The organism is Streptomyces sp. NPDC054834 (genome assembly GCF_053611185.1).
The window spans coordinates 334,229-356,299 of the sequence record NZ_JBSGZV010000001.1; the positions used below are offsets into that span (position 1 = coordinate 334,229).

At 72.4% G+C, this 22,071-nt stretch carries 19 protein-coding genes; 9 read left to right on the forward strand and 10 right to left on the reverse strand.

What is annotated here, in order from left to right:
- Positions 1–161: 161 nt before the first annotated feature.
- Entirely contained in the window at positions 162–599 is a 438-nt protein-coding gene (locus tag ACWGJM_RS01520; protein ID WP_453409629.1) for a MarR family winged helix-turn-helix transcriptional regulator, read from the reverse strand.
- Between the two features lie 155 nt (positions 600–754).
- Here ACWGJM_RS01520 and ACWGJM_RS01525 point away from each other — a divergent pair, with 155 nt between their 5' ends.
- Positions 755–937 (forward strand): ribbon-helix-helix protein, CopG family, encoded by a 183-nt coding sequence (locus ACWGJM_RS01525; protein ID WP_453409630.1) that lies wholly within the window; start codon positions 755–757, stop codon positions 935–937.
- 61 nt (positions 938–998) lie between these two features.
- Here the strand turns inward: ACWGJM_RS01525 and ACWGJM_RS01530 are convergent, their stop codons facing one another.
- Positions 999–2,450 (reverse strand): NCS2 family permease, encoded by a 1,452-nt coding sequence (locus ACWGJM_RS01530; protein ID WP_453409631.1) that lies wholly within the window; start codon positions 2,448–2,450, stop codon positions 999–1,001.
- Between the two features lie 152 nt (positions 2,451–2,602).
- On the opposite strand from ACWGJM_RS01530, the gene ACWGJM_RS01535 reads away from it, so the two are divergent.
- Both ACWGJM_RS01535 and ACWGJM_RS01540 read left to right on the forward strand, forming a co-directional pair.
- A complete protein-coding gene (locus ACWGJM_RS01535; RefSeq protein ID WP_453409632.1) occupies positions 2,603–2,869 on the forward strand; it encodes a DUF2530 domain-containing protein in 267 nt (88 codons plus the stop codon).
- Positions 2,870–3,041: 172 nt separating this feature from the next.
- Positions 3,042–5,423, forward strand: coding sequence for an HAD-IC family P-type ATPase (locus ACWGJM_RS01540; RefSeq protein ID WP_453409633.1), 2,382 nt, complete (start codon positions 3,042–3,044; stop codon positions 5,421–5,423).
- 309 nt (positions 5,424–5,732) lie between these two features.
- On the opposite strand, the gene ACWGJM_RS01545 is transcribed toward ACWGJM_RS01540, so the two are convergent.
- The 4 genes from ACWGJM_RS01545 to ACWGJM_RS01560 form a co-directional block, all read right to left on the reverse strand.
- Positions 5,733–6,563 (reverse strand): hypothetical protein, encoded by an 831-nt coding sequence (locus tag ACWGJM_RS01545; RefSeq protein WP_453409634.1) that lies wholly within the window; start codon positions 6,561–6,563, stop codon positions 5,733–5,735.
- 209 nt (positions 6,564–6,772) lie between these two features.
- Complete coding sequence (locus ACWGJM_RS01550) at positions 6,773–7,639, reverse strand: hypothetical protein (RefSeq protein WP_453409635.1); 867 nt, start codon at positions 7,637–7,639, stop codon at positions 6,773–6,775.
- A 175-nt stretch (positions 7,640–7,814) separates the two neighbouring features.
- A complete protein-coding gene (locus ACWGJM_RS01555) occupies positions 7,815–10,976 on the reverse strand; it encodes a sacsin N-terminal ATP-binding-like domain-containing protein (RefSeq protein WP_453409636.1) in 3,162 nt (1,053 codons plus the stop codon).
- Between the two features lie 344 nt (positions 10,977–11,320).
- The gene (locus tag ACWGJM_RS01560) at positions 11,321–12,247 is read right to left on the reverse strand and encodes a DUF3027 domain-containing protein (protein WP_453409637.1); all 927 of its coding nucleotides are present in this window, start codon (positions 12,245–12,247) and stop codon (positions 11,321–11,323) included.
- A gap of 290 nt (positions 12,248–12,537) precedes the next feature.
- Here ACWGJM_RS01560 and ACWGJM_RS01565 point away from each other — a divergent pair, with 290 nt between their 5' ends.
- The 4 genes from ACWGJM_RS01565 to ACWGJM_RS01580 all read left to right on the forward strand — a co-directional run bounded on the left by ACWGJM_RS01565 (position 12,538) and on the right by ACWGJM_RS01580 (position 16,053).
- Positions 12,538–13,965: an MFS transporter gene (locus ACWGJM_RS01565; RefSeq protein ID WP_453409638.1), complete on the forward strand. Its 1,428-nt coding sequence runs from the start codon at positions 12,538–12,540 to the stop codon at positions 13,963–13,965.
- Between the two features lie 62 nt (positions 13,966–14,027).
- Positions 14,028–14,528, forward strand: a complete 501-nt coding sequence (locus tag ACWGJM_RS01570; protein WP_453409639.1) for a DUF2771 domain-containing protein — start codon at positions 14,028–14,030, stop codon at positions 14,526–14,528.
- The gene (locus ACWGJM_RS01575; protein WP_453409640.1) at positions 14,498–15,196 is read left to right on the forward strand and encodes a futalosine hydrolase; all 699 of its coding nucleotides are present in this window, start codon (positions 14,498–14,500) and stop codon (positions 15,194–15,196) included. Before ACWGJM_RS01570 ends, ACWGJM_RS01575 begins: the two co-directional genes overlap by 31 nt.
- Positions 15,193–16,053, forward strand: a complete 861-nt coding sequence (locus ACWGJM_RS01580; protein WP_453409641.1) for a 1,4-dihydroxy-6-naphthoate synthase — start codon at positions 15,193–15,195, stop codon at positions 16,051–16,053. The genes ACWGJM_RS01575 and ACWGJM_RS01580 overlap by 4 nt, the downstream gene beginning before the upstream one ends.
- A 139-nt stretch (positions 16,054–16,192) precedes the next feature.
- Here ACWGJM_RS01580 and ACWGJM_RS01585 read toward each other — a convergent pair whose 3' ends face one another.
- Positions 16,193–16,576, reverse strand: coding sequence for a cold-shock protein (locus tag ACWGJM_RS01585; protein WP_453409642.1), 384 nt, complete (start codon positions 16,574–16,576; stop codon positions 16,193–16,195).
- A 175-nt stretch (positions 16,577–16,751) separates the two neighbouring features.
- Here ACWGJM_RS01585 and ACWGJM_RS01590 point away from each other — a divergent pair, with 175 nt between their 5' ends.
- Positions 16,752–17,006 (forward strand): hypothetical protein, encoded by a 255-nt coding sequence (locus ACWGJM_RS01590; protein WP_453409643.1) that lies wholly within the window; start codon positions 16,752–16,754, stop codon positions 17,004–17,006.
- On the opposite strand, the gene ACWGJM_RS01595 is transcribed toward ACWGJM_RS01590, so the two are convergent.
- Both ACWGJM_RS01595 and ACWGJM_RS01600 read right to left on the reverse strand, forming a co-directional pair.
- Positions 17,003–17,632: an HAD family hydrolase gene (locus tag ACWGJM_RS01595; RefSeq protein ID WP_453409644.1), complete on the reverse strand. Its 630-nt coding sequence runs from the start codon at positions 17,630–17,632 to the stop codon at positions 17,003–17,005. The two genes, ACWGJM_RS01590 and ACWGJM_RS01595, sit on opposite strands and share 4 nt — an antisense overlap.
- A 54-nt stretch (positions 17,633–17,686) precedes the next feature.
- The gene (locus ACWGJM_RS01600) at positions 17,687–18,685 is read right to left on the reverse strand and encodes a hypothetical protein (RefSeq protein WP_453409645.1); all 999 of its coding nucleotides are present in this window, start codon (positions 18,683–18,685) and stop codon (positions 17,687–17,689) included.
- A gap of 204 nt (positions 18,686–18,889) precedes the next feature.
- On the opposite strand from ACWGJM_RS01600, the gene ACWGJM_RS01605 reads away from it, so the two are divergent.
- Positions 18,890–21,421 carry a helicase-associated domain-containing protein gene (locus ACWGJM_RS01605; protein WP_453409646.1) on the forward strand — a complete coding sequence of 844 codons (2,532 nt, stop codon included), beginning with the start codon at positions 18,890–18,892 and terminating at the stop codon, positions 21,419–21,421.
- 25 nt (positions 21,422–21,446) lie between these two features.
- Here ACWGJM_RS01605 and ACWGJM_RS01610 read toward each other — a convergent pair whose 3' ends face one another.
- Positions 21,447–22,001 carry a hypothetical protein gene (locus ACWGJM_RS01610; RefSeq protein ID WP_453409647.1) on the reverse strand — a complete coding sequence of 185 codons (555 nt, stop codon included), beginning with the start codon at positions 21,999–22,001 and terminating at the stop codon, positions 21,447–21,449.
- Positions 22,002–22,071 lie beyond the last annotated feature (70 nt).

The following is a 22,071-nucleotide window of genomic DNA, read 5'->3' on the forward strand; positions in this document are numbered from 1 at the left end:
GACTTGCGCCGGGGGGCGGATGGGGAGTCGTGGTGGGTAGGTGCGGGGGCGGAAGTTGCTCCGGGTCCCGTACTCAAAAGGGTTCGCCTCCTTGCGATAGGCACTCGGTACCAGAGGTGCGACGGGCACTCGGTACCAGAGGTTCGATAGGCACTCGGTACTCAGAGGTGTGCGAGTTTTTCCAGCACGGGGGCGGCGGCGCGCAGTTTGGCCCACTCGTCCTCGTCGAGGCCGTCGACCAGGCCGGCCAGGAAAGCGTTGCGCTTGCGGCGGCTCTCCTCGAGCATCGCCTCGGCCTGCTCGGTCTGGGTGACGACCTTCTGGCGCCGGTCCTCGGGGTGCGGTTCCAGACGGACCAGCCCCTTGGCCTCGAGCAGGGCCACGATGCGGGTCATCGAGGGCGGCTGCACGTGCTCCTTGCGGGCGAGCTCGCCCGGGGTGGCGCTGCCGCAGCGGGACAGGGTGCCCAGCACCGACATCTCGGTGGGGCTCAGTGACTCGTCGACGCGCTGGTGCTTGAGGCGACGCGAGAGTCGCATCACGGCGGAGCGCAGTGAGTTCACGGCGGCAGCGTCGTCGCCATGGGTAAGGTCCGGCATGTTCTTTAGAGTAACTCATTACTCTCCCTAAAGACCACCGGAGACACGGTCATACACCCGTGACCCTGGCCACTGAACCCCAACATCACTCATTCGGGTGATCCCGGTGCGGAACGTGACGCAACGCGCCGAAGGGTGCCGCGACCCTCGTAGGCATGGGGACCAGCGTGCTCAGCCTGCGCATAGACCACGAGCTGCTCGAACGGCTCCGTCATCAGGCCGCCAAAAGAGGAATGAGCGTCCAGGACTACGTGGTCCAGACGCTCATTCGGAACGACTTCGACGAGCGGTTCCAGACCGCCGTCGAGGAGACGGAGAGGTTCTACGGGGTCACGTGACCCGGACGGCCCGGACGGCCCGGACGATCAGGCGACCCGGACGATCACGCGACCCGGGCGGTCACGTCAGGCCGAGGGCCGGCATCAGGTAGTAGAAGGCGAACACGGCGGAGACGACGTACATCGGTACGGGGATCTCGCGACCGCGGCCGGCCGCCAGGCGCAGCACCACGAAGGTGATGAAGCCCATGCCGATGCCGTTGGTGATCGAGTAGGTGAACGGCATCATCACCATCGTCACGAAGGCCGGCATGGCGAGGGTGTAGTCGGCCCAGTCGATCTCCTTGACGGAGCCGGCCAGGATCAGGAAGCCGACCGCGATCAGCGCCGGGGTGGCCGCCTGGGACGGGACCATCGTGGCGACCGGGGTCAGGAAGAGGGCGAGGGCGAACAGCGCGCCGGTGACGATGTTGGCGAAGCCGGTGCGGGCGCCCTCGCCGACGCCGGCGGTGGACTCCACGAAGCAGGTGGTGGCCGAGGAGGAGCTGGCGCCGCCGGCGGCGACGGCGATGCCGTCCACGAACAGCACCTTGTTGATGCCGGGCATCTGGCCCTGGGCGTCCGTGAGCTTGGCCTCGTCGCTGACGCCCATGATCGTGCCCATGGCGTCGAAGAAGCAGGACAGCAGCACGGTGAAGACGAAGAGGATGCCGGTCAGCGCGCCGACCTTGCCGAAGCCGCCGAAGAGGCTGACCTGGCCGATGAGCCCGAAGTCGGGGGTGGCGACCGGGCTGCCCGGCCACTTCGGGGTGGTGAGGCCCCAGGTGGGCACGTGCGCGACCGCGTTGATGATCAGGCCCAGCACGGTCATCGACACGATCGAGATGAGGATCGCCCCGGAGACCTTGCGCACGATCAGCGCGAGGGTGAGCAGGGTGCCCAGGATGAAGACCAGCACCGGCCAGCCGTTGAGGTGGCCGTCGCCGCCGAGCTGGAGCGGGACGGTGGTCTGGGCGACGTCCGGGATACGGCTGACGAAGCCGGAGTCGACGAGGCCGATCAGCATGATGAACAGGCCGATGCCGATGGAGATCGCCTTGCGCAGGCTGTAGGGCACCGCGTTCATCACGCGCTCCCGGAGGCCGGTGGCGACGAGCAGCATCACGACGAACCCGGCGAGGACGACCATGCCCATCGCGTCCGGCCAGGACATCCGGGGCGCGAGCTGGAGGGCGACGACCGAGTTGACGCCGAGACCGGCCGCGAGGGCGATCGGCACGTTGCCGATGACGCCCATGAGGAGGGTCGTGAAGGCGGCGGTGACGGCTGTGGCCGTGACCAGCTGGCCGTGGTCGAGCTGATGCCCGTACACGTCCTTCGCGCTGCCGAGGATGATCGGGTTCAGCACGATGATGTACGCCATCGCGAAGAAGGTGGCGAAACCGCCGCGGACCTCGCGCGACAGTGTGCTGCCCCGCTCCGAGATCCTGAAGTAGCGGTCGATCGCGCCGTACGCGGGCGTGTTGCCCGGCTGTTCCGGGGCGGGGACCTTGGCTGGGGCCGAGGTGGACATGCGTGACCTTTCGTCACCAGCGGGCGTCCCCCTAGCCCGTTTGGTGTTTCCTACGAATATAAGTTGCCAAACACAAACCGTTTCAGTATGAACATATAACTCCGTGAACGCCATCTCCGCGCGTAGACCTGATCGCCTCGTAAGCTGTGCTCATGGAGAAGTGGACCCCCAAGCACGAGGCACCGGAGCCGCTGGAAGGCCCCGTGGTCGCCACGATCACCGGCGGCACGATCGTCTGGTTCGTCCTCTTCCTCGCCCAGCTCCCCTTCTACGGCTGGTACGCCGACCGCGGCCACACCTGGTGGATCTGGACCTGCCTGGCCGGCGGCGGCCTCGGCCTCATCGGCGTGTGGTACGTCCGCCGACGGGACGCGGCCATCAAGCGGGAGGCGGCCGTCCAGCCGAGCTCGGTCGAGTAGCCCGGCCCGCTACCGTCGGCCCTTGCTGGGGGCTCCCCCCAGACCTCCCCCAGACCCCCGCATCGGCCCTGAACGGGCCTCGTCCTCAGACGCCGGACGGCTGGATGATGCCGGCCCCGGCATACACGCATTCGGCGGGTGAAGCCGCAAATCCGCACGTACCGTCGAATGCATGACACACATCGACGCGGCCGGTGCAAGGCTGCACACGCCGACCCGGGCCGGCGGCCTGACCGCGGCCGAGGTGGCGGACCGTGCCGCGCGCGGTGAGGTCAACGACGTCCCCGTACGCAGCAGCCGCTCCCTCGCCGGCATCGTCCGCGCGAACGTCTTCACCCGGTTCAACGCGATCATCGGCGTGCTCTGGCTGGTCATGCTGTGCGTCGCGCCGATCCAGGACAGCTTCTTCGGGTTCGTCATCCTCGCCAACACCGGCATCGGCATCCTCCAGGAGTGGCGCGCGAAGCAGACCCTGGACTCGCTGGCCGTCATCGGCGAGGCCAGGCCGACCGTCCGCCGTGACGGCGTCACGACCGAGGTGAGGACGTCCGAGATCGTGCTCGGCGATCTCATCGAGATCGGGCCCGGCGACAAGATCGTCGTGGACGGCGAGTGCGTCGAGGCCGACGGCCTGGAGATCGACGAGTCGCTGCTCACCGGTGAGGCCGATCCCGTCGTCAAGGCCCCCGGCGACCGCGTCCTGTCCGGCAGCTTCGTCGTCGCGGGCGGCGGCGCGTTCCGGGCGACGAAGGTCGGCCGCGAGGCCTACGCCGCACAGCTCGCCGAGGAGGCCTCCCGCTTCACGCTGGTCCACTCCGAGCTGCGCTCCGGTATCTCGACCATCCTCAAGTACGTCACCTGGATGATGGTCCCGACCGCGGTAGGCCTCGTCATCAGCCAGCTCGTGGTCAAGCAGCACGGGTTCAAGGACTCGGTCGCCCGGACCGTCGGCGGCATCGTCCCGATGGTCCCGGAGGGGCTGGTGCTCCTCACCTCCGTCGCCTTCGCGATAGGCGTCATCCGGCTCGGCCGCAAGCAGTGCCTCGTGCAGGAGCTGCCCGCCATCGAGGGCCTCGCCCGCGTCGACACCGTCTGCCTGGACAAGACGGGCACGCTCACCGAGGGCGGAATGGACGTCACGGAGCTGCGGTCCATGAACGGCAGCGATGAGACGTACGTACGACGAGTCCTCGGCGCCCTCGGCGAGTCCGATCCCCGCCCCAACGCCTCGCTCCGCGCGATCATCGACGCCTACCCGGACAGCGAGGAGTGGCGCTGCGTGGAGTCGCTGCCCTTCTCCTCCGCCCGCAAGTACAGCGGCGCCAGGTTCAGCGAGGGCGACGGCGAGACGAGCACCTGGCTGCTCGGCGCGCCCGATGTCCTGCTACCGGCCGGTGATCCGGCCCTGACCGAGACCGAGCGGCTCAACGAGCGGGGTCTGCGTGTCCTGCTGCTGGCCCGCGCGGCCCGGGACGACCTGGACGTCCCCGACGTCACCGAGGAGGCCTCGCCCACCGCCCTCGTCGTACTGGAGCAGCGACTGCGGCCCGATGCCGCCGACACCCTGCGCTACTTCGCCGACCAGGATGTCCGCGCCAAGGTCATCTCGGGTGACAACGCGGTCTCCGTGGGCGCCGTCGCCGCCAAGCTCGGGCTCGACGGCTCGGTGGTCGACGCACGCCGGCTGCCGGCCGAGCGACACGAGATGGCGAACGCGCTGGACGGGGCGACCGTCTTCGGCCGGGTCACTCCGCAGCAGAAGCGGGAGATGGTCGGCGCGCTCCAGTCGAAGGGGCATTCGGTCGCGATGACCGGCGACGGCGTGAACGACGTACTGGCGCTGAAGGACGCCGACATCGGTGTGTCGATGGGATCGGGCTCGGAGGCCACCCGCGCGGTCGCGCAGATCGTGCTGCTGGACAACAGCTTCGCCACGCTGCCGTCGGTGGTCGCCGAGGGCCGGCGGGTCATCGGGAACATCACCCGGGTGGCGACCCTGTTCCTGGTCAAGACGGTCTACTCGGTGCTGCTGGCCGTCCTGGTGGTGTGCTGGGGCGTCCAGTACCCCTTCCTCCCGCGGCACCTGACGCTGCTGTCGACCCTCACCATCGGCATCCCGGCCTTCTTCCTCGCCCTCGCGCCCAACAGGGAACGCGCCCGCCCGCACTTCGTACGGCGCGTGATGCGGTACGCGGTGCCGGGCGGGCTGGTGACCGGGGTGGCGACGTTCGTGATGTATCTCGTCGCCCGGCACTACTACACCGGCGACGGATCCCTGGAGGCGGAGACGAGCGCGGCCACCCTGACCCTCTTCCTGATCTCCATGTGGGTCCTGGCGATCATCGCCCGCCCCTACACCTGGTGGCGGGTGGTCCTGGTGGCCTCGATGGGCGTGGCGTTCGTGTGCGTCCTCGCCGTGCCCGCCCTTCAGGGTTTCTTCGCCCTGAAGCTGGTGGGCGTCGCGATGCCGTGGACGGCGGTGGCCGTCGCCGCGGTGGCGGCGGTCGCCCTGGAGTTCCTGTGGAAGTGGGTCGACCGCCGCTTTCCGGTGTGAGCGTCACACGGCGGGCCACATGATCTTGCCGGGTGCGAGGCCTCAGAGCGGTCTGCGCGGCCGTGCGGGCGCCGTCCTGTTCCTTGTCGTCCCGGGCGCGTTCGATGCCGGCGTTGGTGCGGCTCTTCAGTTCCTCGGCCTCCGCCTGGCGGGCGAGCGTGCAGGAGAAGGCAACACGTCGAGTTCCGACGAAGTCCTGCGGGAATTGGGGCACGGTCTGCTCGTCACCTCGCTCGTCCTGCTGGATCGCCCCCACTGCCCGGGGGCCGCCCTCCAGGGCGGCCCCCGGGTCTCAATTACGGCGGAGGGTCACTGCACGTCGACGTAGTCACCCGTGGCGCTGACGGCCGGGGTGGTCGTGGTGCCCGCGAAGGAGAGGCGCCAGTAGCCGTCGTACTGCGCGGTGGCGGTGGCCTTCACATTGCCGGACGAGTCCGAGTACACCGTCTTGACGGTGGTGTACGTGGTCGTGCCCGCCTTGCGGAACTGGAGCTTGACCGGCTGGCTGGTGTAGCCGTGGTACAGGCCGTCCTCCCAGTTGGCGCGGGACAGCTTGCCCGTGGTGGTGAGGGTCTTGCCCTTGGCCACCGGCTCCGGGCCCGCGTTGGCCGTGAGCTTGGAGTAGCGCTGCACGTTGGTGGTGGCGAGGCTGCCCTGGTCCTTGAAGCCGACCTTGCTCAGGTCGGGGTTGTCCGGGTCCTGGCCGTTGAAGGCGTAGGCCTCGGCGGCGACGGTCCAGCTGCCGGCGTCGGCGTTCTTGAGCTCGCCCTCGCCCGGGTGGATGTCGACGGTGCCCGTGCAGGTGGCGGTGGTCGACGAGGTGACCGTGCAGGTGGCGAAGTCGTCGCCCTCCAGCGTCTTGCTCGGGGCGTCCAGGGTGCCGCGGTAGAGGTAGGCGTCGCTGTAGAAGTCGGACGCGGTGACGTCCACGTCGGCGCCGTGGGTCAGCGTGTACGAGTACGTGGTGCTGACCTCGTTGGTGGTGCCGACCTTGATCGCCGAGGCGATCTTGAGGTTGGAGAAGCTGACGTCCATCGTGTACGGCGTACCGCTGGACCCGGTGGCGTGCGCCGCCGGAACGGCGAGGGCGGAGAGGGCCAGGGCGCCGGAGACGGCTGCCACGGTGGCACGAATGCGCATTGCGTTCCCCATGTGGGAGAAGTGATCGGGGAGTCTGTTGACTCGACAGCTCTGATCAGTGGCGCATGCGGCTGGTTGTACGCCGACGGCCGGATCCGGCCAGTCTTTGTGTGGTCATTGCAAGCAGATGACCGAAAACAGAGGGAGGGGAAACGTTTCGGCCCCAGGAGGCCGGCTGCGTCCTGGGGCCGAACGGTCCTGCCTGCTGCTTACTGCACGTCGACGAAGTCACCCGTGGCGCTGACCGCCGGGGTGGTCGAGGTGCCCGCGAAGCTGTAGCGGAAGTAGCCGTCGACCGACGCGGTGGTCGTGGTCTTCAGGTTGCCGGTGGAGTCCGACTTGATGGTCTTCAGCGTGGTGTAGGTGCTGGAGCCCTTCTTGCGGAACTGGAGCTTGACGGACTGGTTGGTGTAGCCGTGGTACAGGCCGTCCTCCCAGTTGGCGCGGGACAGCTTGCCCGTGACCGTGATGGTCTTGCCCTTCTTCACCGGCTCCGGCGAGGCGTTGACCGTCAGCTTGGAGTAGCGCTGCACCAGGGTGGTGCCGAGGCCGAACTGAACGGCGCTGTCCTCGGTGCTGTAGTTGAGGGCCAGCGCGCCGCCGTGCCAGGTGCCGGCGTCCGAGTTGTACAGCTCGTCGTCGTAGCTGGGGTAGATGTCGATGTCGCCCTTGCAGCTGGCGGTGGTCGCCGAGGTGGCGGTGCAGGTCGCCGGGGCGTCGCCGAACAGCATGTTGTCCGGGTTGTCCTCGGAGCCCTTGTAGATGAACGGGCCGCTGGCGAAGTCGTCGGAGGTGATGTCGACGTCGGAGCCGTGGGTCAGCGTGTAGGTGACCGTGGTGGCGACGTGGTTGGTGGTGCCGACCTTGATCGCCGAGGCGATCTTGAAGTTCGAGAAGGTGACGTCCAGGTCCGCGGCCGTGGTGGCGGTGAACGCCGTCTTGCCGGAAGCGGCGTGCGAGACGGCCTGCGCGGCGTCGGCGCGGTACGACGAGGCGTCGGCCTGCGCGGCCGGCACGGCGAACGCGGAGAGGGCCAGGGCGCCGGAGACGGCGGCCACGGTGGCACGAATGCGCATGTGTTCCCCTGATGGAGAAGGGTGGGCACGGGGCCCAAATGATCGGGGAGTCTGTTGACTCAGGTGATCAGATCCGCCATCAGGGGCAATGGTTGTACGCGATTGAAGAATTTGTGCGGAAGACTTCGAAAGCTCAACCATCCCCCGCCCAGGGGCCCTGGCTCCCGGCCCCTCCTCAGTCGAACCAGCGGTCCCGCGCCAGCTCCTCCGTGCGTGACGGGTCCTCCAGCAGTGCCGCGACCTCGAAGCGGCGCGGCCACTGGCCGGCGGCCCAGGCGAGGCCGGCGGCGACGCCCTCGAGGGTGGCGGCGTGCAGGACGCCGTCGCCGGTCAGGCGCCAGTCGATCTCCACGCCGTCGACCACGAGTTCGTCGTGCTCGACGTAGGTGTCCGGGGTGCGCGGGCCCAGCAGCACGTGTACCGACTCGGGTACGTCGTGCTCGGCGCCCTCGGAGTCCACCTCCCCGGTCACGGATTCGCTCAGCCGCCGCACCTGGAACAGCTCGGCCAACTCTGCGGCCCGGGTGGGGCGGACCGGCAGCAGCGGGACCCCGGACGTGAACGGCAGCAGGTCGGGCGAGTCGACGACGACGGCGCCGCCGGCGTCCACCACTTCCACCCGCCCGTCGACGACGGCCCGCAGCTCGTCCGGCAGGGTGACCTGCTCCGGGTCGAGGTCGGCCAGCGCGGTGTACAGGCCGTGCAGCTGGGCGGGCGTGACCGGGCGCCCCGGGTCGGCGAGGCGGTCCAGCAGTTCCGCGGCGCCGCCCGGCTCGTCGAGCAGGGCGGCGACGGACGTGCGTACCCCGAGGGCCTTGAGGACCTGCTCGTCCTCGAAGCCGGTGGCGTCCGCCTCGTCGTACAGGCCGCGCAGCAGCGGGTCGCCGCCGGCCGCGAGGAGACCCGCCGGGCGGCGGCCGTCGAGGACCGGGTGCCCGCGCAGCCACCACGCCGTGTACGGCCGTACGACCTCGTGGGTGCCGTCCGGCAGCAGGATCCGCACCGGCTGGGTGAGCGCGTCACGCAGCGGCGGGCGGGCGAGCAGCGCGAGGGCCTGCGGCCAGTGGTCGTCGTCGACGAGGTCGAGGTCGCGGACGGCGACGAGTTCGGTGGCGACCGGGGGTACGGGGGTGTCGGGGAAGCGGTCGAGGATGTCCTCGCACCACACGTCCACGGCGTCCAGCAGGCCGGCGTCGTCCGGTTCGGCGAAGTCGCCCTCGCGGGGCTCCAGTTCGTCCGGGTCGAGGACGACGTCCGTGGCCCGTACGAGGGCGAAGTCGGCCAGCACACCACAGGCGGCCAGCGGCTGCTCGCCCCACTTCTCGGCCAACTCGGCGTCCACGGCCGCAAGTTCATCCTCGCGGATGACCTGGGCGAAGGGGCTGCCGGAAAGGACGAGTTCACCGGCGGGGGCGAGTTCGCCGTCCTCGTCGGGCAGGGCGAGGGCGCCCAGCCACGGCTCGTCGCCCGGCTCCAGACCCGCGTCGCGGACCAGGGCGAGGACGGCGTCGGCCAGCTCCTCGGCGTCGAGGCCGTCCTCCTCCCAGGCCACCGCGCCCTCGTCGTCCAGCGAGGCGGCGATGGCGGCCCGTACCTGCGGGGTGGTCAGGACGGCACGCGGGGTCGCGGGCAGCGCGCCGAGCTTCTCCAGGAGCGGGTGCGCGGCGTCCGGGTGGGCGACCTTCAGGCCGAGCCGGCCGAGCACCTCCGGGTCGACGGCGGCCGCGTCCGGGGTGGGCAGCAGGACCTGGCGGGGCCCGATCGTCGTACGTCCGTCGGCCAGCGGCACCGGCAGTCCGGAGAGCCGGTCGGGGTCGACGCCGGCGAGGCTGTCGTACAGCCGCCACCACCAGTCGGGGGACTTCTCCAGACCGGCCAGCCGGTCGACGGCGTCGGCGAGCGGGAGGCGGGCGACGCCCAGCGTGCGCAGCTCGACGCGGCGTTCCAGGCCGGCGGGGAGCAGGGTGGGCAGGACCTCGGCGAGGACCCGGACGGTGTCGGTGCCGGCTCCCTCGGCGATCTCCGCGTCCCGGGGACGCAGGGACTCCGGGAGTTCGGCGGCGACCTCGTGATCCGGGCTGCCCGCGCCCTCGGCGGAGTGCTTCGGGGGCGCGGCCGGGGGCAGGAAGGCCGTGCGCGGGAGGCGGTCGAGGATCGCCTGGCGCAGGGCGCCGTCGAGTTCGCCCTTGCCGAGCGGGCCGGGTACGAGGTCGATGATGCCCTCGGTCACCGGGCGCCAGTCGGCGAGGAGTTCGACGTACGCCTCCGCCGCGCGCTGCACCAGGAAGTCGGTCAGCGGGCCGGGCGCCGCGTGCCGGCGGGTGGTGTCCAGCGGGAAGGAGGCGATGAGCAGGGCGGGGACGCCGAGGGGCTCGTCGCTCGGGGTGGGGGCGTGCACGACGGGCGTGGTGCGGGGGCGGGCCGGGGTGCCGTCGGGGTCGGGCACGGCCCAGGTGACCGACCAGTGCGGGCGCAGCCGCTCCTCGACCGGGCGGTCGGCGAGCAGGTCCGGGGTGAGGGGGCCGTGCGCGGAGACCGTGCGCCAGCGGGTCGTGCCGTCGCGGGAGTCCGTGACGACCGTGTGGGCGCCCTCGGTGCGTCGGCGCAGGGTGCGGGGCGCGTCGTCATTGATCTCGACGACCACTTCCTCCAGGCCGGGCAGGGCGAGGAGGAGGGCGTCGTCGACGGCGCGCAGGAGGCGTTCGGCGAGGTCGGCGGCGGCCGTGTCGCGCAGCGGGAGGATGACGGCGGTGTCGTACGGGTCCGGGGCGCTGCCCTCGGCGGCGAACGGCAGGCGCAGCAGCGGTACGTGTCCGTCGCGGCGGCGGATCTCGTCGCCCAGGCCGGGGCTGTGGCGGGCGGTGTCGACGGCGAGCTCGCGGGCCTCGGCGAGGGACCAGCGGACGCCGCCGTGCCGGCCGACGACCGCGGGCTCGTCGGTGACGGCGAGTACGGCGGCGAAGCCCACGCCGAAGCGGCCCACTGTGGGCCGGCTTTCGTCCGCCTCGCGCTTGGCGGACGCGCGGAGGGTGGAGAGCGACTCGACGCCGGCCGCGTCCAGGGGGGCGCCGGTGTTGGCGGCGACCAGGACGCCGTCGCGGAGGGTGAGGCGGAGCCGGCCGGGTACGTGGGCGCGGGCCGCGGCGTCGGCGGCGTTCTGGGCCAGCTCGACGACGAGGCGGTCCCGGTAGCCGCCGAGGACCAGGTCCTCCTCGGCGTTGGCGTCCTCGCGGAAGCGGGCGGGGCTGGTGGCCCAGGCGTCGAGCACCCCGCGGCGGAGGCGGGCGGTACCGAAGGGGTCGGCGCCCTCGGTCGCCGGGCGCACGTACTTGCTCACGTTCACTCTCCTCGTCGGCTGACCACGAAGGTACCGCGCCGCGCCGCTGCCGCTGGGCTCCGCCCCAGACCCCGGGCCGCCCCGGACCCCGGGGATTTCCCACCCACCCACCCGTGACGGCCTGGGAGGTTGCCGCGCCCTGGGGCTCCGCCCCAGACCCCGGGGGTTTCCCACCCACCCACCCATGACACCCAACTGGGAAGTCGCCGCTCCCTGGGGCTCCGCCCCAGACCCCGGCGGGGACTGCGTCCCCTGCACCCCGGCCGGCAGCATCCAGCCCGTCCGGCGTTTGAGGACGAGGCCGTTCAGGCCGGTAGCGGGGGCCTGGGGGCGGCAGCCCCCAGCTACGAGTGGCCCAGCTCCGCCGACTCCTCGTCCCCCACCGCCGGTACCGACCCGGAATCCGGCGCCGGTCGCAGCGGGAAGGGGTCCACCCTGGTCTCGTCGATCACCGGAGCCGCCGGCTGGGGCGGCTTGGGCATGACCGCGGCCTCGGAGTGGCCGCCGCAGCCGTACGCCAGGGACACCACGCGGCCGTCGGCCGGGGAGAACTCGTTGGCGCAGACGCCGAAGGCCTGGCCGAGGGAGCCGCCCATGCGGACCAGGAAGCCGCAGCTGGCGCAGGTGGCGGGGGCCGCCTGGGCCATGGGCGTCTTGGCGCCGAAGGCGTCGTCCCAGCGGTCGGCGGCGGTGTGGAGGCCGTAGCGGGACAGGACACGGGCGCGGCGCAGGCCTAGTTCCTCCGCCACCGCGGCGATCGTGCCGCGGGCGGGGGTCACCGGCTGTGCGGCGGGGGCACCGGGGGTGACCTCCGCGTCCTCCGCCTCCGCCAGTTCCGCCATCTCGTGCGAGACCGGGGAGTTCGGCAGCGGCTCTTCCTCGCCGGTGTAGCCGGGCTCCAGGCGGAGGTCATCGGCGTCGGTGGGCAGCAGGTCGCCGGGGCCCATGTCGCCGGGGCGGAGGCGTTCGCTCCACGGCACCCACTCGGGGGCGAGGAGGGCGTCGGGGCCGGGGAGCAGGACCACCTCGTCGAGCGTCACGAACTTCGCGCGGGACGCGCGGGCCACCGTGGCCGCCCAGCGCCAGCCCCGGTACCCGAGCTCCTTGCACTCGAAGAAATGCGTGACGACACGGTCTCCCTCGGCGACCAGGCCCACATGCTCGCCGACGACGCCTGGCGCGGCCGCCTCCTCGGCGGCGGCACGGGCTAGGTCGACGGCCTCGGCGCACAGGCGGTCGGGGGTGCGGCTTCGCGTGGTCGCTGCGCTCACAGGTATCGCTTCTCTCCTACGCCGTCTCACGGGTGCGCCGGCCGGAAGGCGGTGGAACGGACGGAGCGGACCTGTGGGCCGCATCGACGTCCGCGTCCGATCGCGCTCGGGCGCACCTCTGCCATCCATTCTGCGGGATGGCTGAGATACGCACGCTACCCGGTCACCGGCGCTCGGCCTACACCGACGGAGTTGTTCGCCGGTTCACGGTGGTGTTTCCGGCCCGGCCGTTCGACTCGCTTGGCTGCAAACCGCACTATCAACGCCCCTCTCGGGGCACTATGAACGTCGTGGCAGCCACGAGGCCGCCCCAGGGTGCCACCGGAACCGGTGGGACCGGGGGGAGTAGTCGAGGTGGCGGTGCGGGTCCGGTGCGCGGGGCCGTCCGCGCGATCGGTCGTGCCCTGCACTTCCCGGTGACCGGGACCGCACGCGGCATCCGCAAGGCGACGCACGCGCACGGCGCCGGCGAGTCCGGGCTCGGCAAGCTGATCGAGCTGCACGCGGTCAACGGCGCGGGCGATGTCATGATCACCGTGGCGCTGGCCTCGACGGTGTTCTTCTCGGTGCCCACCGACGAGGCCCGGGGGCGTGTCGCGCTCTACCTGGCCATCACGATGGCCCCGTTCACGGTCCTCGCGCCGGTGATCGGCCCGCTCCTCGACAAGCTGCCGCACGGCCGCCGGGCCGCGATGGCCGGAACGATGCTCGCCCGCGCCCTGCTCGCGCTGATCATCTCGGGGGCCGCGGCCAGCGGCAGCCTGGAGCTGTATCCGGCGGCGCTGGGGGTGCTGGTCGCGTCCAAGGCGTACGGGGTCGTACGCAGTGCCGTGGTGCCCCGGCTGCTGCCGCCCCGGTTCTCGCTGGTGAAGGCGAACTCGCGGGTGACCCTGGGCGGGCTGCTGGCCACGGGGGTCGCCGCGCCCATCGGGGCGGGGCTCCAGTCGATCGGCTCCCCCTGGCCGCTCTACGGCGCCTTCGTGATCTTCATGGCCGGAGCGTTCCTGTCCTTCACCCTGCCCGCGAAGGTCGACTCGGCGAAGGGCGAGGACATCGCGCTGCTCGCCGCCGACGAGCGGCATCTGCACGGCCAGCACCGCACGGAGCAGCTGAAACGGCCGGGGCTGCGCACGGTCGGGCCCGCCGTCACGAACGCGCTCGGCGCCAACGCCGCCCTGCGCTGCCTGTCCGGCTTCCTGATCTTCTTCCTCGCCTTCCTGCTGCGCGAGCACCCGCTGACCGGCGAGAGCGCGGCGGTGTCGATGGGGATAGTGGGCGTGGCCGCCGGCGCGGGCAACGCGCTGGGTACGGCGGTCGGGGCGTGGCTCAGGTCCCGGGCACCGGAGATCATCATCGTGACGGTGGTGGCGGTGGTGCTGGGGGCGGCGATCGTCGCGGCGGTGTTCTTCGGCGCGTTCCTGGTGGCGTGCCTGGCCGCGGTCGCCGGGTTCGCGCAGGCGCTGGCCAAGCTGTGTCTGGACGCGCTGATCCAGCGGGACGTGCCGGAGCTGGTGCGGACGTCGGCGTTCGCCCGGTCGGAGACGTTGTTGCAGATGGCCTGGGTGTTCGGCGGCGCGGTGGGCATCGTGATGCCGCTCAACGGCACGCTGGGCCTGGCGGTGGGCGGCGCCTTCGTCGCCGTGGGCTGGCTGACCACGGCGCGCGGTCTGCTGGGCTCGGCGCGGCACGGCGGCCGGGCGCGACCGCGAGTGGCGTAACGAACCGGGCACGCCGCACCCCGCGTGGGGAACGGCCGGGACACGCCAGATAGCCTTCGGACATGACCACGCTGCCCCGCGGCGAAGCCGCTGATGTACAACGCGTTGTTGTGCGACGCCGCCGCGCCGTCGCCGCCGCCGGCGCCGTTTCCGCCGGACTGCTTCTGCTGTCGGCCTGCGACAAGCCGACACCGATGTCGACGGTCACCGTCGGCACGAGCTCGGTCAACTCCGAGGCCACTTGTTACAACGACGGCAACGCCCTCGACACGGCGTCGCTGACGAAGTGCCTGAAGGACACCGACATCAAGTCCATCAAGGTGGACCCGGACGAGACCGTGCGCTTCGGGGTGGACCCGAAGATCGCGGACAACGGCTGGACGATCCTGATGAACGGCCAGCCCCTGACCGACTCCAGCAAGAAGACGTACCGGACCATCCCGGGCAGCGTGTTCTTCAACGCCCAGTACGGCGCCCAGGGCAACTCGACCCTGGTGTCCATCAAGGAGGGCGAGAAGACGGTCACGGGTCTGTGGTCCTTCAAGCTGAAGAAGGACTCCTGACCACGTCGTCCGTAGCCGGCTTCCGGGTTCTGGTGGCCACCGCGGTACCCGCCGAACGGGACGCGGTGGCTCGGGCGTTTCCCGGTGCCGACGTGGTCGCCGCCGGGGTGGGCCCCGCCCTCGCCGCCGCCTCCACCGCGACCGCCCTCACCACCGCCGCGCTGAGCGGCACCCCCTACGGGCTGGTCGTCTCCGCCGGGATCGCCGGCGGCTTCCTGCCCGAGGCGCCCCTCGGCTCCCTCGTCGTCGCCGACGAGATCACCGTCGCCGACCTGGGCGCCGCGACACCGGAGGGGTTCGTTCCGGTCACTGAGCTGGGCTTCGGGACCGTCACCCACCGTCCGCCGGAATCACTCGTACGAGAGGTGACCGCGGCGACCGGCGCGCTCGCCGGCACCGTCCTCACCGTCTCGACCGTGACCGGAACCGCGGCCCGCGCCGCCGAGCTGCGCGGGCGCCACCCCCGTGCCCTCGCAGAGGCCATGGAGGGCTTCGGGGTCGCCGAGGCGGCCGCCGCGCACGGCACGCCCGTGCTGGAGATCCGCGCGGTCTCCAACCCCGTCGGCCCGCGCGACCGCGCCGCCTGGCGCATCGGCGACGCCCTCGCGGCCCTCACCGAGGGCTTCGGGAAGCTGACGCCCGTACTGGAGAGTTGGAAACAGGTATGACTGCCCACGGTGAGCACGAGTCGCTGCGGATCGCGTACTCGCCCTGCCCCAACGACACCTTCGTCTTCGACGCCCTCGCCCATGGCCGGGTCCCGGGCGCGCCCGCCCTCGACGTCACCTTCGCGGACATCGACATCACCAACGGCATGGCCGAGCGCGGTGAGTTCGACGTGCTGAAGGTGTCGTACGCGGTGCTGCCGTACGTCCTCGGCGAGTACGCGCTGCTGCCGTGCGGCGGCGCGCTGGGCCGGGGCTGCGGGCCGCTGGTGCTGACGCGGGAGCCCGAGGCCGACCTGACGGGCCGTACGGTCGCGGTGCCGAGCGAGAAGTCGACCGCCTACCTGCTGTTCCGCCTCTGGGCGGCGGACACGCTGCCCGGTGGGGTCGGCGAGATCGTGGTCATGCCGTTCCACGAGATCATGCCGGCCGTGCGGGACGGGAAGGTCGACGCGGGGCTCGTCATCCACGAGGCGCGCTTCACGTACCAGAACTACGGGCTGCACAAGCTCGCCGACATGGGCGAGCACTGGGAGGACACCACCGGGCTGCCGATCCCGCTGGGCGCGATCGTCGCCAAGCGGTCACTGGGCACGGACGCGCTGCGGGGGCTCGCCGAGTCGATCCGTACGTCCGTCCACGCGGCCTGGGACGACCCCGAGGCCTCCCGCCCGTACGTCATGGAACACGCCCAGGAGATGGACCCGTCCGTCGCCGACCAGCACATCGGCCTGTACGTCAACGAGTTCACCTCGGAACTCGGCGAGGACGGCTATGCGGCCGTACGGGGGCTGCTCACGCGCGCGGCGGCCGAGGGGCTGGTGCCGCCCCTCGGGCCCGAGGCCCTCTCATTTCCCTGAACCCGCGTACACCACAACAGCCCGCGAAGTGGCGCAAGGACGGCAGAAGCAGGCGCCGGGGCCTGCTCACGCGCGCGGCGGCCGAGGGGCTGGTGCCGCCCCTCGGCCTGACGCGCTCACGTTTCCCCGAGCGGGCGGGTCACACGTCCAGTTGGTCGGCGACCGCCCGCAGCAGGCCGGCGATCTTCTTGCCGGAGGTCTTCTCGGGGTAGCGGCCCTTCTCGAGCATCGGGGTGATGTTCTCCAGGAGGGTCGTCAGGTCCTGCACGATGGAGGCCAGCTCGTCCGGCTTCTTGCGCTGCGCGGCCGCGACCGAGGGTGTGGGGTCCAGTACGACGACCGACAGGGCCTGGTCGCCGCGCTGGCCGGCGACCACGCCGAACTCCACCCGCTGTCCCGGCTTGAGCGCGTCGACGCCGGCGGGGAGGACCGAGGAATGGACGAAGACGTCACCGCCGTCGTCGCGGGAGAGGAAGCCGAAGCCCTTCTCGCTGTTGAACCACTTGACCTTGCCGGTAGGCACGTCTGTCCTCGTCCTCGTACTCGTCGGAAAACTGCTTCGGAAAACAGCTCTGGAACGGCTCTTGATAGCACTGGGGCGGGTCGACCATGACCCGCCGGTCCAAGGCTAATGGTCTTGGGGCGGCTGACAAGACGTCGCCCGGTTGTTCCTTCGCGCTGGGAACTACCCTGGTCCGGTGCGTGACAAAACCCAAACGAATTCCGCCGCACCCGGTGACGGACTGATCCGCGCCGGTGCCGTCGTGTTCTTCATCGGTGCCGTGGCCACTCTCGTCACCGTGGCCCCGCTCTTCCTCGGCGCGAAACCATTTCCGGCGTTCATGTACGGCCTGTGCATGCTGATGGGCGTCGGCTTCCTCGTCGCGGGCGCCGGCGTGCTGCGCTCGGTCGCGGCGGGGCGGCGAGCGGCGCGGGAAGCTGCTCCGCGTTAGGCGGCCTGGCGGTACTCCGTGAGCCAGGCCGGGAGTTCGGTCAGGTCGTCAAGGACCACGTCCGCGCCCGCCGCGCGCAGCTCCTCCGCGTCGCACGGACCGGTCGCCACGGCCACGGACAGGGCGCCCGCCGTGCGTGCCCCGCGCACGTCACCCACGTGGTCGCCGACGTAGACGCCCGCGCCGTGCTCGCGCAGCGCCCGCGCCTTCTGCTCGGCCCACAGGTCGCCGACGACCGCGTGGGGCTCGATGCCGAGGTGGGCGAGGTGCAGCTTGGCGTTCGGCTCGTACTTGGCGGTGACGACGATCGTCCGTCCGCCGGCCTCCCGCACCGCGTCGATCGCCTCGCGGGCGCCCGGCAGCGCGGGCGTCGCGGCGATGGCGATCGTGGGGTACATCTCCCGGTACAGCTCGCTCATCGGCGCCACCTGCTCGGCCGGGAACCAGTTGATCAGCTCATCGGCCAGCGGCGGTCCCAGCCGGGTCACCGCCAGGTCGGCGTCGATGTACGTCCCCGTCCGCTCCGACAGTGCCTGGTAGCAGGCTCGGATGCCGGGGCGGGAGTCGATCAGGGTCATGTCGAGGTCGAAGCCGACGGTCAGCGGGCGTGAGGTCATATGGGCCATTGTGCCCAGGCGGCACGGCACCCAGGCCCGCCGGGACTGTGAACTGGGCAACCGTCACCGTCTCTGCGAGCGCCAGACCAGGAACAGCGCCGAGGCCACGGCCGCGCCGCGCACCACCCACGGCCAGGTCTCGGCCAGGGCGTCGTTCATGTGGCCCTGGACGATGGGGGTGCCCCAGCGGCCGTTGTCGCGGCCCCAGAGCCAGACCACGCCGGCCGCGAGCGCCAGGCCCGGCATGCCCATCACGGCCCATTTGGTCTCCGCCGGGGTGAGCCGACGGGAGCCGTACGCGATGAGCCAGCCCAGGATCAGCACGAACGGGTTGCCCATGACCGCCCCGGCCACCAGGGCAGCGGCGGACAGCAGCAGGAGCGGGTTGGTCCAGCCGGCGGCGGGTCGGGGCAGTGGGAGCCTGCGGCGCCGGGCGGGGGCGGCGGGGTCCGCGGCGGCCACTGTGCCCCCGGCGGCTTCGACGGCCCCGGCGGCCGCCGGCGCGGGCTCTGTCTCCTTCGCCGGTTCCTTCTCCAGGCTCGGCGGCTGCTTGAGCAGCTCGGGGATCTCCACCCCGCCGACGAAACCCGGCACGCTGTCGCCGACCCCGAAGGGGCCGCTGTCCAACCGCCACCAGTCGGGCTGCGCGGCGCTGTCGCCGAGTTCGTCCGCGCCCGCCAGGTGCGGCGGGGACGGGGCACAGGAGGGCGGGGCGGGGTCCGGCTCGGCCGGGCGCGGGCGCGGTACGACCCGGCGCAGCCCCTTCGGCCGCGCGCCCTCCTCGCCGTCCCGCTGTACGGGCACCGCGGCGGGCGGCGCCTCGGGAGCCCCGGCGGTGCCGCCCGCCGCCGTGACGACCTCGTCCGGGGTGCCGAGGCGGTCCAGGATGCGGCGGACCGCGGCGGGACTGTCCACCGTGGTCTTCGCCCGGTGCCGGTCGATCTCGTTGCGCAGCTCCGTCACGAGGCGCATCCGTGCGGATGACGGCAGCTGGCGTTGCTGGGCCACGTCGCCGACGCGGCTCAGGTATTCGTAGACGACCTGGTCGCTCTCAATCCCCACGAAGTCCCTCCGGGGGTTCGGCCGTTATTTCCCCGGGTCCGAAGGTACCGCGTGCCGGCAGGTGCCGGTGCTGGTGCGGGCGTCTGCTGGGGGCTGCCGCCCCCAGACCCCCGCTTGGCCTGAACGGCCTCGTCCTCAAACGCCGGACGGGCTGAGTAATGCGGACCGGGGTCACCGTCGTACCCACCCGCTAACGTGGGGCAGATGAGCACCGAGGACCGCCCGGCGCCCCGCTCCCTCGCGGAAGCGCTCCGCGCGCGTGACGACGCCTCCCTGGCCGGGCTGCTGCGCGCCCGGCCGGACCTCATCACGCCCGTGCCCACCGACCTCACGCAGCTGGCGACCCGTGCGGGGACGCGGGCCTCGGTGTTGCGGGCGCTGGAGCGGCTGGACCGGTTCGCGTTGCAGACGGCGGAGGCGCTGGCCGTGGCGGCGGACCCGGCGACGTACGACGAGGTGCTGGGGCTGATGGCGGGGGACGCCGGGGATCCGGTGGTCGCGGCGGCGTTGCCCCGTGCCGTGGGGGCCCTGCGCGAGCAGGCCCTCGCGTGGGGCGCCGACGACCGGCTGCGGCTGGTGCGGACCGCCCGTGAGCTGCTGGCGCCGTCCGCGCAGCATCCGTCGCCGACGGGGCTGGGGCCGACCGTGCAGGAGACGACGTCGGGGATGTCGCCGGGCCGGATCCAGGAGATCGTCACCACGGCCGGGCTGCCGTCCACCCATGACTCGGTGTCCGCGGCGGCCGCGCTGAGCGACCTGTTCACGGACCGGGAGCGGATGGCGGCGCTGCTCGACCAGGCGCCCGCGGAGTCGCTGGAAGTCCTGGACCGGCTGGTGTGGGGGCCGCCGTACGGGCAGGTCACCGCCGATCCGGCGGCCCGGCTGCGCTGGCTGCTCGATCGCGGTCTGCTGCTGCCGACGGCGCCCGGCACGGTCGTACTGCCCCGGGAGGTCGCCCTGCATCTGCGGGCGGGCCGCGCCCACCGGGAGCCGGAGCCGGTGCCGCCCACCGTGGAGCCGGCCTCGGCGCACCGGCCCGAGATGGTGGACGCGACGGCGGCGGGGCAGGCGTACACCGCGCTGGCCACCGTCGAGGAGCTGCTGAAGGAGTGGGACGAGGGCGGGCCCGCGGTGCTGCGGGCCGGGGGCCTGAGCGTGCGGGATCTGAAGCGGACGGCCGTCGCCCTGGACGTGGCCGAGCCGGTCGCCGCGTTCTGGGTCGAGCTGGCCTACGCGGCGGGGCTGCTGGCCTCCGACGGTGAGGCGGACGAGCGGTACGCGCCGACCCCGGCGTACGACGAGTGGCTGGAGCAGCCCGCGGCGCAGCGCTGGGCGCGGCTGGCCGAGGCGTGGCTGACGGTGACGCGGACGCCGGGGGTGATCGGCGGGCGGGACGCGAAGGACCGTACGTTGTCGGCGCTGGGTCCGGGTCTTGACCGGTCCGCGGCGCCCGAGGTGCGGCACCGGGTGCTCTGGCTGCTGGCGGGGCTGCCGGCGGGCGGGGCGCCGTCCGCCGAGGCCGTGCTGGAGCGGCTGCGCTGGGAGCGGCCGTTGCGCGGGCCGCAGCGGGACGACGATCTGCGGTCCCGGCTGGCCTCGTGGACGCTGTCGGAGGCGGAGCTGCTCGGGGTGACGGGCCGGGGCGCGCTGTCCGGGCACGGGCGTGCCCTGATCGGGGCGCCGGCTCCGCATACGGCCGGGAAGGCGCCCGCCGGACCGGGTGACAAGCTGCCCGTCCATCACCGTCATCACCAGCCGGCCGTCCGCGAGCCCCTGTCCGCGGCCGAGCAGGCCGTCGCCACGTCCGCCGCCGCCCGGGTGCTCGCCCCGCTGCTCCCGGAGCCCCTGGACCACGTGCTGCTCCAGGCCGATCTGACGGCGGTGGCGCCGGGCCCGCTGAAGCGGCCGCTCGCCGACATGCTGGGGGTGCTCGCGGACGTGGAGTCCAAGGGGGGTGCCACCGTGTACCGGTTCACGCCCGCCTCGGTGCGGCGTGCCCTGGACGCCGGGCGTACCGCGTCGGACCTGCATTCCTTCCTCACCGCCCACTCCCGTACGCCGGTGCCGCAGCCGCTGGCGTATCTGATCGACGATGTGGCCCGTAAGCACGGGCATCTGCGGGTGGGTGCCGCGTCGGCCTATGTGCGCTGCGACGACGACGCGCTGCTGAGCGAGATCCTCGCCGACCGGCGGGCGGCGGCGCTGCGGCTGCGCCGGCTGGCGCCGACGGTGCTGGCGGCCCAGGCCGATCCGGCGACGCTGCTGGAGGGCCTGCGCGGGATGGGGTTCGCCCCGGCCGCCGAGTCCGCCGAGGGTGATGTGCTGATCACCCGCGCCCATGCTCACCGCACCCCGCCGCGCACCGCCCCGGAGCCGGTTCCGGACGGCCCGCCGCCGCCCGACGGCACTCTGCTGTCGGCCGCGATCCGGGCGATCCGCGCGGGCGATCTCGCCGCCACCGCCCCCCGCAAGCCCGCCGTCGGCACTCCGGTCTCCGACGGCGACCTGCCCCGCACCAGCTCCGCCGAGACCCTCGCCACCATGCAGGCCGCCGTCCTCACCGGCGAGGCCCTCTGGATCGGCTATGTGAACGCCGAGGGCACCGCCAGCCAGCGGGTCATCGCCCCGATCCGGGTCGAGGGCGGTTTCGTGACGGCGTACGACCACACGGCGGACGAGGTGCGGACGTATCCGCTGCACCGGGTGACGGGCGTGGCGGAGCTGGCGGACGACTGAGCGTCGCCGGTCTCGGCAGCCGATCTCAGCAGTCCCCGACGGGCGCGTCCGCGGCCAGGCCGAAGTGGGTGCGGGCCGCGGCGGCCAGGGCGTCGGACGGCATACGGTCGTCGAGCGAGGCGAAGACACCGAGGTGTGCCCTGGTCCACTGGGCGTTCTCCGCGCCGTCGGGGGCCTCCTCCCGTGACACGACCCGGTAGCCGCCGTCCGTGCCCCGCGCCAGCCGCACCACCTGCGGGACCTGTCCGGCGCTGCACTCGACCAGGGTGTGGCCGTGCACGCCGTACTCGACGCACAACGTGTCGACGCCCGCCCGGACGACGTCCCCGTGTTCCTCCAGGCCGATCGGCTCCGCCCGGCAGAACCAGCGCGCGTCGAGCCCGGGCACGGTCTCGCCGTAGCCGCTGCCGTGCGCCTCCGTCACGAGCCGGGCCTCGATCACCGGCCGTATCCGGCCCCACAGCCGCGTGTCGACGTCCGCCGGCCGCGTGTCGACGTCCGCCGGCCGCATCGCCCAGGTGCCCGTGGCGGCCAGCACCACGACGGCGCCCACGCCGGTTGCCCATCTGCGTCCCGACATACCGCGAACTCCTCACCGCGCCCGCGCACACCGCGCCGCCGCTCATGTGGTGAGACATCCGAACAGTGCG